Source organism: Cryptosporangium sp. NPDC048952 (assembly GCF_043197895.1).
Classification (GTDB): domain Bacteria; phylum Actinomycetota; class Actinomycetes; order Mycobacteriales; family Cryptosporangiaceae; genus Cryptosporangium.
Window position 1 is genome coordinate 1,547,161 of record NZ_JBICTY010000002.1, and the last position, 13,143, is coordinate 1,560,303.

At 69.6% G+C, this 13,143-nt stretch carries 10 protein-coding genes and 2 pseudogenes; 3 read left to right on the top strand and 9 right to left on the bottom strand.

Features of this window, described 5'->3' with window-relative positions:
- The first annotated feature begins 210 nt into the window (after positions 1-210).
- Entirely contained in the window at positions 211-522 is a 312-nt protein-coding gene (locus tag ACGFY5_RS15530; RefSeq protein WP_392720286.1) for a DUF6247 family protein, read from the top strand.
- Between the two features lie 116 nt (positions 523-638).
- Here the strand turns inward: ACGFY5_RS15530 and ACGFY5_RS15535 are convergent, their stop codons facing one another.
- Both ACGFY5_RS15535 and ACGFY5_RS15540 read right to left on the bottom strand, forming a co-directional pair.
- Positions 639-1,967 (bottom strand): hypothetical protein, encoded by a 1,329-nt coding sequence (locus ACGFY5_RS15535; RefSeq protein WP_392720287.1) that lies wholly within the window; start codon positions 1,965-1,967, stop codon positions 639-641.
- Between the two features lie 744 nt (positions 1,968-2,711).
- Positions 2,712-4,139, bottom strand: a complete 1,428-nt coding sequence (locus tag ACGFY5_RS15540; protein ID WP_392720288.1) for a hypothetical protein — start codon at positions 4,137-4,139, stop codon at positions 2,712-2,714.
- A gap of 424 nt (positions 4,140-4,563) precedes the next feature.
- Here ACGFY5_RS15540 and ACGFY5_RS15545 point away from each other — a divergent pair, with 424 nt between their 5' ends.
- The gene (locus ACGFY5_RS15545) at positions 4,564-5,385 is read left to right on the top strand and encodes a nuclease-related domain-containing protein (RefSeq protein WP_392720289.1); all 822 of its coding nucleotides are present in this window, start codon (positions 4,564-4,566) and stop codon (positions 5,383-5,385) included.
- Positions 5,386-5,741: 356 nt separating this feature from the next.
- On the opposite strand, the gene ACGFY5_RS15550 is transcribed toward ACGFY5_RS15545, so the two are convergent.
- Positions 5,742-6,812: a DUF3500 domain-containing protein gene (locus tag ACGFY5_RS15550; protein WP_392720290.1), complete on the bottom strand. Its 1,071-nt coding sequence runs from the start codon at positions 6,810-6,812 to the stop codon at positions 5,742-5,744.
- A 458-nt stretch (positions 6,813-7,270) separates the two neighbouring features.
- Between ACGFY5_RS15550 and ACGFY5_RS15555 the strand changes: the two are divergent.
- A pseudogene (locus ACGFY5_RS15555) lies at positions 7,271-7,800 on the top strand (VOC family protein).
- A gap of 464 nt (positions 7,801-8,264) precedes the next feature.
- Here ACGFY5_RS15555 and ACGFY5_RS15560 read toward each other — a convergent pair.
- The 6 genes and pseudogenes from ACGFY5_RS15560 to ACGFY5_RS15585 all read right to left on the bottom strand — a co-directional run bounded on the left by ACGFY5_RS15560 (position 8,265) and on the right by ACGFY5_RS15585 (position 13,123).
- Positions 8,265-9,845, bottom strand: coding sequence for a diguanylate cyclase (locus ACGFY5_RS15560; protein ID WP_392720291.1), 1,581 nt, complete (start codon positions 9,843-9,845; stop codon positions 8,265-8,267).
- 55 nt (positions 9,846-9,900) lie between these two features.
- Complete coding sequence (locus ACGFY5_RS15565; RefSeq protein WP_392720292.1) at positions 9,901-10,359, bottom strand: hypothetical protein; 459 nt, start codon at positions 10,357-10,359, stop codon at positions 9,901-9,903.
- Between the two features lie 279 nt (positions 10,360-10,638).
- Positions 10,639-11,223, bottom strand: a complete 585-nt coding sequence (locus ACGFY5_RS15570) for an NAD(P)-dependent oxidoreductase (protein WP_392720293.1) — start codon at positions 11,221-11,223, stop codon at positions 10,639-10,641.
- Positions 11,224-11,272: 49 nt separating this feature from the next.
- Positions 11,273-11,407: pseudogene (locus ACGFY5_RS15575) on the bottom strand (NAD(P)-dependent oxidoreductase); the annotation flags it as partial.
- 39 nt (positions 11,408-11,446) lie between these two features.
- Positions 11,447-11,959, bottom strand: coding sequence for a DoxX family protein (locus ACGFY5_RS15580; RefSeq protein ID WP_392720294.1), 513 nt, complete (start codon positions 11,957-11,959; stop codon positions 11,447-11,449).
- A gap of 186 nt (positions 11,960-12,145) precedes the next feature.
- The gene (locus ACGFY5_RS15585; RefSeq protein WP_392720295.1) at positions 12,146-13,123 is read right to left on the bottom strand and encodes a zinc-binding dehydrogenase; all 978 of its coding nucleotides are present in this window, start codon (positions 13,121-13,123) and stop codon (positions 12,146-12,148) included.
- Positions 13,124-13,143 lie beyond the last annotated feature (20 nt).

Sequence of the window (13,143 nt, forward strand, 5' to 3'; positions counted from 1 at the left end):
GGTAGGCATGCCATTGATCATATCGATTCCAGAAGCTGTCGCAACTCCCCCATTGGCCATCGCATAGCGCTGAACCGATTCGTGAATTGTGTCGATGAACGAAGTCGTCGGAGACTGTGCTGTGAGGTCTAACACCCGCCCGCCCTCGCACCGTGGCGGCGTCCACAGCGATGACGCCGACAGCGGTTGGCTGTGGTTTATCGTTGGCCCATGCCCGCAGCAGCTCCAGCACCTGACGAGCCGGAAGTGCCCGCTGCCAGCCCGAAGGCGATTCGAGCTGCGCTCCTCCCGGAGGAAGCCGGTTACTTCGACCGGGAGTACCGGCAAGCGATGAGCGAGGCCGTTGAGTCCCTCGAACTCACTGGCGTACTCGCGTTGCTTCGCCGCTGGCAGCGAGTCGCGTGGTCGTCGCGCGACGAGCCCGCCCACCGCCGGATGCTCCAACACGCCGAGCGGCTGTCGGCCGGCGAGGCGGTCGCGACTGAACCGTGGCCGGTGACCCGCGCGAGGCTCGGCCTGTAGGTGTATGCCGTCGAAATCGACGCCGAGGTCGTAGAACAGATCGCCGCCTTGCCGACCTCCGCGCTGCCGTCCTACGCCGAACTCATGGCGCTGTTGGAGGTCGCTCCGCCGAACCATCAGATACCCCAAACAAGGTCGCCGCGAGGGTGTAAAGGACCTTGTCGATGTGGTCGGCCCGGCCGACGAACCCAGTGTGCGCACAAGCGATGTCGTACAGCTTCTGGCCTGCGGCGTGCGCCTCGGTGCGTGTCGACCGCGGCTCGGGCACGACGTAGCTGCAGCAGCGCCGGCACGGCGTCCCAGGATCGGACGACCAGCCGGGCGGTGGCCCGCTCCTGCTCCGCTGCCGCCAGCTCGTCCTTGGCGTCACGCTCCCGGTGCAGGGCCGCAAGCCGCAGCAACTCGTCCCGGCGGCGACGTGCGCCTTCGGTGCGCCGATGCAGGTCTCGTCTCTGGCCGTCGAGCGTCGTGTAGCGCTCGCCGGCCAGTCTCGCGCCGCGCTCGGCGTCGTGGGCGGCGGCCAGCAGCCCGCGCCGGAAACCCGCGGCTCGGTCGCCCGCTGTGTCACGGGCCCGCTCAGCGGCCGTTACCCGGTTGTGCGCGTCGGCGACCGCAGCAAGCAACGGCTGCGCGTCCACGCAGAACCGCTGCTGGGTCTGATACCCAGGGCGTTGCGCCAGCTCGGTGGCGACCTCGCTGAGCAGATCCCGCACGGCGGCCGCGCGGCCAGAGTCCGCGACGAATCCGAGCAGGTAGCGCGCGAAGTCGTTCTCGCTGCGGATGTCGGTGAACAACGTGTCGATGCCACCGTCGGTCGCGTTGATCGTGACGAAGTAGCGGTAGAGCTCGGCGTCGAATCCCCGCTGCTCCAGCACCCGTCGCCACGCCTCGATCTGGTCCACGACCACCGCGTCGGCACCGGCCGCCGCGCGGGCACGGATGTAGGCGCCGAACCGCTCCAAATCCACCGTGCCGCGGGTTCGATGCGTCAGCGGGAGATCAGCGAGGTCAGTACCTTCGAGCTCCGGGTCGGGACGCATCGTCCAGAACAGGCGCTTGAGCTTCTGCGCTCCGACGCCGTTGTGGTCTACCGGCCGGCGCTTGTTCGTCCACTCCCAGACCGCGCCGGTCAGCAGGATCGCGCCGTCCGGGGCCTCCCATTCGGCGACGACGTGCGCCGTGTCGTCGCCGAGGACCAGATCCTCCAGGGTCCGCGTCACGTCGCCCTTGCGGCGCCGCTTGCGGGCGGCCAGGAAGTCGCGCCGACCGGGCAGGATGTGGGCGATCAGCAACGACATGATCGTGGTCTTGCCGGAGCCGTTGCGCATCCAGATCAGGCTGTCTGCAGGGCTGCCGTCTGCGCTGACGGTCTCGAGCGTGAGGTCGGCGAACCGGTTCTCCGGTACTCCGACGGTGTCCAAGTGCAGGCGTCGCAGCTTGTACATCAGCGTTCGCCGTCGCTGTCCAGGTCGAGGGAGCCTGTTGCCGTGTCTCGGCGAGGATCGTGAACGCCAGATGGTCGACCACGTCCGTGACACCCAGACGGAACCTGTCGGTGAGCTGATAGGCGTCCTCGTCGTCACCGATCGCGGCGATCGTCCGCGCGCGCCTCTGATCTGCCAGCCAGGTCAGGTACGTCCGCGTGTGCCACAGCTGGCAGTCGCGGCGGAGCCTGCCCCTGTCGCCGGGCAGCACCGGCGGGAGATCCAACCATGCCCGCGTCGCCAACGCCGCTCCTCTATCCAGATCGTCCTCGCTGTTCAGCCCGGCGATCCGCTCGGCCGCGCGGGTAATGAACGCTGCCAGCTCCCGCGGACGCACGACCGTCGTCGATCCCTCAGCCAGCTCGGCTCCGGTGGGATACGCGTACGCTGCGACGGCGATCAGCACCAAGCCGGCCAGCAGCCGGTCGGTGATGCGCGCCGTTGACGTCCGCACCCCCGGCAGATCGTCGAGCGCGACGGCGAACGGACCGTCCGCCTCCCCGGTCACCGCCAGGCCCTGTGGTGTCACACCGAGGACGTAGAGCCCGAGGCCTTCGGCGAAGGAACGCACGAACTCGTGGAACGTCGTGTCGGTTCGCCACCGCGTCAGCAGCTGCTCGTAGTCCGGGAACCGTCCGCCCGGCCGCGCACCAGAATCCAGGGCGAGCGAGAGAAGCCGGCCCGCCTGATACGCGTCGTCGTCGTTCACGACACCTGCCGCTCCAGGTCCTGCTCCACGGCCGTCCGGCTGACCAGCAGGTCATCGCCCTGCCACCGATCGGACACGAACCGCATACCGTCGGCGGTCGCGCGCAGGCCCGCGAGGGCCGCCGGCAAGCCGGGCGCTGCTCCCGGCTCATCGGCGTCGAACCCGCCTGCGACGAAGCGACCGGCCGCCGCCAAGTGAAGGACGTCGGCGAGCAGATCGGGATCCTGCACCTCGTCCGCCCGGTCGGCGCCGGCCTGCGCCAACGCCGAGATTCGTCGCGGACTGTCCTGGCAGGCAGCGAACACCTCCGCGGCGACGCGCTCGACGTCCTCAGGCATCCCGCGCTCCTCGGGCTCGTCGAGATCGCCCGGATCGTCCCAGGGACGATCCGGGCGCTCGTAGGAAACCGGGGGTCGGAGCAGGAGCAGGGCGACGCTGTCCAGCGACCATCCGCACCGACGCCGGACACCGAGCCGTCCGGCCAGCGCGGATCCGGCCGCGTCAGCGGTCTGTGCACCTACGCCGAGATAGGGAAGCATCACGTCGTCGACCAGATCGATCGCAAGCGTCGCCGACGACGGAGCGAACCGCTGTGCCGCCTGCGCGGCCAGATACACCGGGATCGCCGCGACGATCAGCCGCTCCAGCGCGGTGTGGACCCCCTGGCTCCGGTTGATTTCCTGCAGGACCGCCCGGCAGGCGTCGCGTTCCCGCTCCGCCCCGCGCGACAACCCTCGATCGGCCAGCTGCAGGATGCGACGGTCGAGCGCCAGTTGCTCGGTCACGTGCGCGTGCGCCGCCATCAGCTGAGCCGGCACGTCGCTGGACCAGTCGACGCCCCGCAAGTCACGGCGGGTCTCGTCCAACCGGTCCCGCAGTGACGCGGCCAGCCCTTCGGCGGTACGTCGGGCGTCAACGGCTGACCGCTGGGCGCGTTCGAACTCCCCCGACTCCATCTGCCGTCGCAGGATCAGCTTCGCCGCGGCCTCACGATCGGCGAGATCGACGTCCAACGCTTGCAGGTACAGCATCACCGCCTCGTTCGTGGCCGACAGCTGCGGTGTCTCCCCTGAGTCGAGCAGCCGCAGCAGCCGGAAGCGGTAGGTACGCGCACCGGGCCGGCCGTCGTTGAGGAGATTGGACAGCGTCAGCTTCGCCACCTGAGCCCAGGGCCGGTCCGGGTCGTCCGGTGCGAGCCGCCGGGCCATCGTTGTGAGGTGACCGAGTAGCTCGACCGGTGTGACCGTGCCGGTCATGCTGGCCTGGTGCGTCACGACGTAGTCGATCGCCCGTAACGCGAGTTGGACGAGGTCGTAGCGGGCGCGGTTGAAGTCGGCCTTCGTCGCTGACCGAATCTCCAGACGATGCAGCGGTTCGGTCAGGCGCGCCACCTGCCACCGTCGGTAAAGTTCCTCGTCCGCCATAGATGCCTTCCGCCGGCACGACCTAGAACTACAAAGAGAGAGTATGACGCTACCCTGCGCTAACGCTGGGGTGGCTCGCAGCAAAGGTCAGAGACCTGTCGGGACGGATGAGGCGCCATTCACCCGGGTGGACTGGCTTGCCCAGACGAGCCGCTTCCGCACGTGGCGCCGCCCCGTCGCACAACGGCTGTAGCGCCAGGGTGCTCGAACCCTGCGGCCTGCATGCCCCGTCCGTCCTGGGTTCGCATGCAACCAGCCCCCTCAGGCGGGTTGGTGGTCCAGCGTGCAGGTTCAGCTCAGGAATCTCGGCCTCGATCGGCACGGCTGACACAAGGAATGAACCCCGATACCCAAAGTGGGCGTGTGATCACGGAAGGTTGTCCGTTTGGTGCATGCACCGGGTAGCGGTGAAGCGAGGGCTCGAATGCGCGTCGAAGTTCTGTCCGATCACGGCGGCGAACAACTGGACCGCTCCCGAACCCAGATGGAAACAGCCGCAACCGCCGCCGGCCAGTGGGACGAAGTGCGCCGCCAGGCTGACGCGGACCGACGCTCTGCCCGCCGGCGAAAGCCATTGTGGAAGCGGATCTTCGCCGTCTCGACCCCCGACGAACGCGCCGCCCTCGCAGCCGGACTCGCAGCCGAAGGGCAGACAATCAGAGCACACCACGAGTGGCACTCGGCCCACCAGCGCTCGCAGCAGCAAGCCGCAGGAAATCTGGGTGAGGACCGCGTTGCCTTAGCCCTGAGCGCATTGCCCGACGAGTGGACTCTGCTGCGCGGCTACCGCAACCGCCGCGGCGAGACCGACGGCGTACTCGTCGGCCCGCACGGCATCTGGGCCATCGAGGCCAAGTTCCGCAACGTCCATCTCCATGTCGACGGCGAGCACTGGTGGTACGACAAATACGACCGCTACGGAAACGTCGTCGAACGGGCCCGAGCCGTCGACGGTGGGGGCCGAACCTGGGCCGAGCAAGTCAACGCCGTCGCCGGCGATCTCCGTCAATGGCTTCGCCGCAACAACGTCGAAGCGACCGTCCGAACCGCGGTCGTCCTCACCCACAACCGATCGGTGATCGCGCACTGCGTCCGGCCTACGGTGGATCTGGTGACCAACGACCCCGTGCACCTCCTCGCAGCCGTCCAGGACAGCCGGATACAACTGCCCGAGGCGGTCTGCTCCCGGGCCGTGCAGTTGATACATCGCGACCACCGGTACCACGAGAAGCGACGCAGCAGCTAAGACCGAATCCCCCGGCAGGTCGGGAGACTAACGAGCTGGGTGGCCGGTCCCGGTGAGGCCGGTCCGGTGTCGGTAGTGGGCTTCCTCGAGTTCGCCCGGCGGCAGGTCGGTGCCCTCGCCGAAGCCCCAGCACCTCACCCGGGGCCGACCGTGCTGATTTTACCCGGCCCCACAGCGTGGAGTACTCGGTGGAGCAGCGGCGGCGACTCCGGTGGCTGCGAAGCGGTAGAAATCCGAGCCAGAGCTAGCGCGTGTACTGATTCTCCGGTCACGGGAGGCCGAGGTGCTCCCGGAAAGTCGTACCGGTGTCACCGGCCAGGAGCACGATCTTGAGCACGCTCGCGGTCTCGCGAGGTTCAGGCGAACCCTCGCCCGTACTCGTTCGAAGGGCTGCGGTATACCGTGTGGATGTGGTTCGCACCGCCGGCTTGTACGCCGGTTGCGTCGCCGCCGGGACCGCCGCCCATTGACCCCTGGTCGGCGTACTCGATGATCAACGACGGGCCGGTGATGCGGAAGTACACCGAGCTGTCCTCCTGGGTTTCGCCGCTCCAGGCGAAGTAGGTGTCGGGGAGATCCTTCTCGATCAGCGCGAACTGCCCCGCGGCTGCCGTGTCGTTGAGCATGCCGATCCACGCGCCGGCCAGCTTCAGCAGCAGCGCGCGCTGAGCAGCCGTCATCGCCGAGCCGGCGATGCCTTCTGCCTTGAGCGTCTGGCCGTCCTTGCCCGGCCCCAGGACGAGGTCGCTCACCGTGGAGCTCAGCACTGCCTCGGCGAACTGGGCATCGCTCAGCGCCTTGGCCAACGCGAACGCAGTGTCTGTCTCGACGCCCAGGGGATGCACGGTGGCCCCGTCACCGGTGAACGACGAGGGCTGGCAGCCGGTGAGGGTGGGGGCCATGGTCTGCTGGTCGCCCTCGATGGTGACGTTGAGCCCGAGGTGGTGACCGCCGAATTCCAGCATCCAGCGGTTCGTCTTCGACGGTGTGCCGACGAAGGTGATCACATAGTTGTCCTGCCCACAGGCGTAATTGGTGCCGCTGTCGGACAGCACCTGGTCGGCGGACATGATCCGCTGGACCTTGTTGTAGCCGTCGGCACTGAGCGCCGACGCCAGTACTGCCATGGCGGCCTTGCGCTGGGCGGCCGTCAGGTCACCGAGTCGCAGGCCCTGCCGGATCACGTCGCTGATCGGGTAGTTCGACCAGACCGCGGTGCCGAACTGCTCGCCGACGCGGCCGGAGAAGTCCTTCGCGGTCGCGGTCGTGGCCTTGGGGTAGTCGAGCACCAACTTGCTGGTGGAAGACGAGTTGAGTGTGGCCAGGAAGCCCTCGGCGGCCGTGACGATCCGAGGAGTGGCGCTGCCGGCGGCGGCCGTCGCGCTGGCGGAGGAAGTCGCCGTCGCGGTGGCTGCCCCCGACGTCACGGCCGAATCGCTCGCAGAGCCGCACGAAGCCAGGAGTGGCACGCTGACGGCGGCACCGGTCAGCGTCGCCGCACGAGCCAGGAACGTTCGGCGAGTCAGCGCCCTGCGCCGTTCGTCAGGTGTCGGCGGAGCGGTCGCTGATGGGGGGTGATGGTGATGACCAACTCGGCACATGGCGGCTCTCTTGGCTGCTCTGGTGGATATCGGGCAACCCAGCTGAACATTCGGTCCTGAGAGCGGACTGGGGACGCACCGAAAGCAGCATGAGAATCTGGCACCGCGTACGGGCGGCCACCGGTACGTGTCCCCGCAAGGGTCTGGCTGGCCGCGTCAGCGGGGCCGATCCGGTATCGCTCCCGCTGAGTGGGACGTCGTCCGGCGGAGACGCGGAATCGGTCTCTAGCCTCGGAGCGGTCGGGCGCGTCTCGTGCCGGCGATCAGAGGAAGCGAGGGCGTCGGTGTCCATCCGCAGCCTGAACCATGCGGTGCTGTTCGTCTCCGACGTGTCGCGCAGCAAGGCGTTCTACATCGACACGCTGGGCTTCGAGATCCTCGCGGAGATGAGCGGCGCAGTGTTCCTCCGCGGCACGAACTCCGCGAACGACCATGACCTCGGCCTCTTCCCGGCTGCCGGACCGCCCGCGGCCGACGGCTCGGTCGGCCTCTACCACCTCGCCTGGAGGTCGGCACCCTCCGTGAGATGGTGACCGTCCGGGACGCGCTGGCGAAGGCCGGCGCGTTGACCGGAGCGGCGAATCACGCGGCCACCAAGGCCCTGTACGGACGCGACCCCGACGGGATCGAGTTCGGGGTCACCTGGCTGGTGCCGGAGAAGCAGGTCGAGGACGAGGTCTTCCCCGGTGTGCCGCCGACCCGCCCGTTGGACCTCGACGCCGAAATCGCTCGGTACGGAGCGGACACGCCCGGTGGCCCGCGCACCGATCGCAGCCTCTACCTGCGGTTACTGGCGCGCACCACGGACGGCTGACTAGGCCGCTCGGCGTTGCCGCCGACGTTCCCGCTGAGCAACCGGATCGGCCACCGGCGCGGCCACCGCTGAACTCGCGGGGAAGCCGATGGTGGGCGTCCGCGGGCACGTGTACTTGGTCGAGCAGCTCCCGGATCCGCTGCCGGGCCTGGTCCCGGCGGGTGCCGGGCACGGTGAGCGGTTCGGCGAGGATGTCGCCGATCGTGAGCGACGGGTTGAGGCTCGTGTAGGGATCCTGGAACATGACCTGGATGTCGCGGGCCAGCGCCCGGCCGACGCCGAGGAAAGCCAGCCCGGACTGGGCGGTGATGGCGCCCGTCGAGCTCCGACAGCACCACACCGCCACCGAGCCGGGCACCCGCTTCGCGACGGTGCTTATCCGCCCCAGCGTAATGGCGATCCGGACACCCCCTTCGGACGCATCGACAACCTGGCCCGCGTCCGCATCGGGACCGGCTAGCGCACTACCGGGCGGAGACGGCCCGGGCTGCGGTCATCACCCGGTTGCGGCCGGCCCGCTTGGCGTCGTAGAGGGCCCGGTCGGCGATCGTCAGCAGGTCGGCGGACGGCTCGCCGGCCCCCGCGCAGGCGACCCCGGCGCTGAACGTCACCGAGAGAGCCGTGTCGCCGACCGGGATCGGGGTGACCGCCAGCCGCCGGCGGAGTGCCTCGACGGTCTCGACGGCCTCCGGCAACGATCGGCCGGTGAAGACACAGACGAACTCTTCACCGCCGTAGCGGGCGACCACGTCGGCTTGACCGAGGCCGTCCGTCAGCGTCTCGGCCACCGCCCGGAGCACCGCGTCGCCCGCCGGGTGCCCGTACTCGTCGTTGATCCGCTTGAAGTGGTCGATGTCGATGACGGCCAGCGCCGTGCCGGTCGCCGCGGCCCGGTCACAGGCCGCGAGGTAGTCCATGAGATGACGACGGTTGTGCAGGCCGGTCAGCGCGTCGCGGGACGCCTGCTCGGCCAGGTCACGGCGGAGAGCCTCGATGACCTCGAGCTGGACGCGAAGCTTCCGGTTGGAGTCCTCGAGGGCCCGCTGCTGCCGGCGTGCGGCCGTCACGTCGCGCGAGACCAGCGTCCACCCGATCACCGCACCCCGCCGTCCACGCAGCAGGGTGACCCGCATCTCCAGGTGCTCGTCCGTGTCCGGAATCGTGATGTCGACGGTCTCCGATGTGTCGGTCTCGGGTAGCCGGAGGTCGGATGCCACGTCGGTGATCAACGCACCCTGGAGCCTCCGGACGTGCGGTGCCAGCCGGGCCACCAGCGCGCGAGCTGCGGGGTTGGCCGTCACGACGCGCCGGTCCGCGTCGATCACAGTGACCGCGTCGTCCATCGTGTTGAGGATCGACGCGCGCGCGATCGGCAGCAGACGGAAGACGCCCTGGATCAGGCCGCCGAGGAAGACGACCATGCCCACGGTCACCGCGAGCAGCGCGGCGCGGGTCATCCCGCCATGCAGGTACGAGACCATGGACGTGCCGGCGCCGCTCGCCGGCAGAAGCACCGCGAGCAGGGACAGCCAGGCCCGCGCACCGCGCACCCGGCGCTGGAGAATCTGACGGCCGACGAACGCCACGGCGCCGATCGTCACCAGCGCCAGGTAAAGCAGATACAACGTCGCCATCGGAGGTGGAGCGGCCATCGCCCCGGCGGCGGCGCTCGTCCCCGGGTCGGCGATCAGGAGGTGGTGTCGGCCATTGGTGGCAGCCGCCAGCCCGATCAGCACGGGCTCGACGCCGAGGAGCAACAGCCAGCGGCCGGGCCGCCACTGCGGCGCGGCCGTCCGCACGCCGATCGCGATGCACCCGGCCAGCGTCAGCGTCGCGCTCGTGAAGGTGAACGCGTTCACCGCCGGATCCTGGGACCGCAACGCGCCCGCCAGCAATGGCAGCGAACTACCGGCCACACCGAGCGACGCCGCGATGAGCGCTCCAGCCATCGGCAACATGCGCCACGCGCGAACAACGACGACGACGTAAACCAGGCACGCCGCGATCACCAGGGCATAAGCCACCGCGACCAGCGACGCTCCCATGCCACAACCTCCCGATCGGCGGCAGCACGACGGCAGCCTGCGATTGACACGGACCTCATCGGCGGGCAGCTGCCGAATTGAGAGGAAGCGCCGCAGTGCTCCGGACCGCCCGCGTTGCGAGCACCCCGCGCGCGCCCTCGATCGCCAGGCGGGCGCACTCGGCCGGCGAGCTGCCCGCCTCCGCGCGGGAGCGCATCGGCGCCTCCACGCTGATCGGCAACACCGGTGGCAGCGCCAGGAGCAGGTCGGTCAGCGGAAGCTCACCCTCCCCCGGGACGCTGCGGTCGATCGAGTCGTCCCGGTACCGGGTGTTGCGTTGACGCAGTGAACTGTCGGCCAGGTGCACGTAGCCGACGACACCGGGCTCGAGACCGGCCAGCTTCGCCGCGGAGTGGCCCGAGCGGGCGACATGCATGGTGTCGATCAGCATTGTGAACTCCGGCCGCCCCACCTGACGCACGGCCTCCAGGGCCGTCGGGAGGTCGGTGACGGTCGAGGATCGGGCGAATTCCATGGTCGTGACCGCTCCGCGGTCGGCGGCAGCGTCCCGAACGCCGCGATCTGGTCGGCGCTCCGCGAGAGATCCGGATCCATCGTCACGGCATTGACTCGCCGGGCACCCAGCTCGACGAGCAGATCCAGCGCGGGCAGGTCGTCGCTGAGCTCGCGTCCGGGCTGCACGACGAACCCCTCCCCCAGTGAGATCGTCACGCCCCGCTCGTCCAGGGCCGCGGCCATCCGGCGCCGCAGCGGCGGGTCACGGAGGAAGGAGTAGCTGTCATGTCCCCACAGGTTATACGGACGTCCGTACGGCGTCGGATCCGAGCACCTCGCCGAGCAGCCCCAACTCCGTGCCGGATCGGGCCGCGACGGCCGTGAGCACGTCGACGTCCTTCAGCATCAGCTCGGCCAGCCGCGCGGCCACCTGGTCGAGGCCGATCCAGCCGACGGCACTGAGCGCGCGGCTCGCGCCGCTCCCGTGCTCGAGGGCCGGCAAGATCTGTTCGACGGGTAACCCCCACTCCGCGCCCAGGCGCACGGCATCGATCGCGAGCCCGACCTGGGCGACGAACAACGCGTTGTTGACGAGCTTGATCCGCTGGCCGCTCCCGGACGGACCGACCGCCAGTACCGGTGCGGCATACGTGTCCAGTAGCGGGCGCACCCGTTCCAGCGCGCCGGCGTCTCCGCCGACCCGGAGCGTGAGCCGGCCGGCACTGACGTCCCGCGGTGTGCCGGAGAGCGCCGCGTCCAGCACCGCGATCCCCCGCGCGGCACCGAGGGCGGCGAACCGGGACGCGGTCGCGGGGTCGCAGGTCGTGTGCTGAACCAGGACCGCCCCGGAAGGGCATGGCCTCGATCGCCGTCGGCAGTGCATCGACCACCTGCGCCTCGGAAAACACGACGCAGAACACCACGTCGGCGTCCCGGACCACCTCCGGGACCGTGTCGGCGCACCTCAGACCGTCGGCCTCGCCGGACGCCTGGGCCTCCGGCCGGCGGGTCAGGACCGCGGGCTCGTGTCCCGCCCGGCGCAAGCGATCGATCATCGCGCGCCCCATCCGGCCCGCGCCGATGAACCCGATCCTCACCGGCGGCCGCTACTCAGCGAGGGCCCGCTCCCGCGCGGGCCGCCAGGCCAGGCCGAGCAGTACACCGGCGCCACCGAGGCCGATCACCACCGCGATCAGCAGGCCGCCGTAACCGTCCGGCAGGTTCAGCCCGAGCCCGGAGTCCACCGAGATCCGGCCCGGACCAGTGATGGCCAGACCTCCGCACACGACCGCGATCATCAGCACGTACTCGAAGCCGTTGCGGAAGACGAAGAAACCATGGGTCCAGTGCTCGATGACGGCCGCCACCGTCATGACGCCGACGATCGCCCCGGCCGACAACGGAGTGAGGAACCCGGCCGCGAGCCCGGCGCCGGCGGCGATCTCGACCAGCACGCTCGACCACGCGTGCAACCGCCCCGGACGGAGACCGAGGCTCTCGAACCAGCTCGCGGTGCCGTCGATCCGGCCGCCGCCGCGCCAGTGATTCCACCCGTGCAGGATCATCGTCGCCCCGACGACGACCCTGATGACGAACACGCCCGCGTCGAGATGGTTCATCGCTGCTGCAACCTGCCGTCACTCCTCGGTGATCACGTCTCGCCGCCGTCGACCGTACGGACGCCCGGCAGGTCTGTCGCCGGCCCGTGCCGCTCAACGGGACGGCCCCGTGCCGTGCTGGTCCCAGGTTCACCGACCGATGACCGCGGCGCAGCGATGTCACGCCGCATTGCTCCGAGCCGCGATTCAGAATTTGATCGCCACGGCCAGAGCGACGTGGGGGTCGCTCGCGACCTCGAGTGCGGTGGCGAGCTCGCCCAGCGGGAACTCGTGAGTGACGAGCGACTCGACGTCGAACTCCGGGCTTTGCATCCCCTTCAGCACGAAGTCGACGTCCTGGGGGCCCGCGCCGTCGGAGCCGACTATCTCCTGGTGGGCCGACCAGAGCTCGGTCAGGTCCACGGGGAGCGGCCGCGGACGGATCCCCACCACCACCATGCGGCTGAAGACCCGGCCCATTGCCTGGTACGTGCGGATGACGGCGTCGTCACCGGCGGCGTCGACGAAGATGTCGACGTCCGCGGTGATCCCGCTCGCTGACCGGGCCGTGCCGAACACCTCGATGGCCTTCGACGCGAGATCCTCCAGCCCCGTGTGGCACGTCGCGAAGCCGAGCTTGGCCGCCAGCTGGAGCCGGAGATCCGACCGGTCGACAACCATCACTTGTGAGCAGCCGAAGCGCTTCAGCGCGATCGCGGTCGCGATACCCACCCGCCCGGCACCGAAGACCACGGCGGTGTCGTCGTTCTCCGGCTCGCCCCGCCCGGCAGCATGGGCACCCACCAGGAACGGCTCGATCAGCGTCGCTGCTTTGACCGGGATCTGCCTGCTCACCGGGTAGAACTGCTCGCCGGACTTCGCGGCCGGCAGCAAGGTGAACTCGGAGAGCGCCGGGGAGGCCGGCGCGGACCGGGACGACGTCACCGGATGGATGCGGTCACCCACCGCGACGCCCTCGACCGCGTCGCCCTTCGCGACCACTTCGGCAATGACCTCACGCCCGAACCCGCCACCGGCTTCCGCTTCGTGCACGGCGGCGGCGGCGGCGGAGCCGCAGATGCCGGCATACAAATTCCGCACCAGGACATCCCGCTCGCCGGGAGCCGGCAGGTCCAGTTCGCCGGCCGTGAACTGGCGCGGGCCCTGGAAAATCGCAGCCTTCACGGATGTCTCCGATTCGATCT

What these genes read in the sequence shown, in the direction of transcription:
- ACGFY5_RS15530 (WP_392720286.1), top strand. Translation starts at nt 211, where the DNA reads ATGCCCGCAGCAGCTCCAGCACCTGACGAGCCGGAAGTGCCCGCTGCC.
- ACGFY5_RS15535 (WP_392720287.1), bottom strand. Translation starts at nt 1,967, where the DNA reads ATGTACAAGCTGCGACGCCTGCACTTGGACACCGTCGGAGTACCGGAG.
- ACGFY5_RS15540 (WP_392720288.1), bottom strand. Translation starts at nt 4,139, where the DNA reads ATGGCGGACGAGGAACTTTACCGACGGTGGCAGGTGGCGCGCCTGACC.
- ACGFY5_RS15545 (WP_392720289.1), top strand. Translation starts at nt 4,564, where the DNA reads ATGCGCGTCGAAGTTCTGTCCGATCACGGCGGCGAACAACTGGACCGC.
- ACGFY5_RS15560 (WP_392720291.1), bottom strand. Translation starts at nt 9,845, where the DNA reads ATGGGAGCGTCGCTGGTCGCGGTGGCTTATGCCCTGGTGATCGCGGCG.
- ACGFY5_RS15565 (WP_392720292.1), bottom strand. Translation starts at nt 10,359, where the DNA reads ATGGAATTCGCCCGATCCTCGACCGTCACCGACCTCCCGACGGCCCTG.
- ACGFY5_RS15570 (WP_392720293.1), bottom strand. Translation starts at nt 11,223, where the DNA reads ATGCACTGCCGACGGCGATCGAGGCCATGCCCTTCCGGGGCGGTCCTG.
- ACGFY5_RS15580 (WP_392720294.1), bottom strand. Translation starts at nt 11,959, where the DNA reads ATGAACCATCTCGACGCGGGCGTGTTCGTCATCAGGGTCGTCGTCGGG.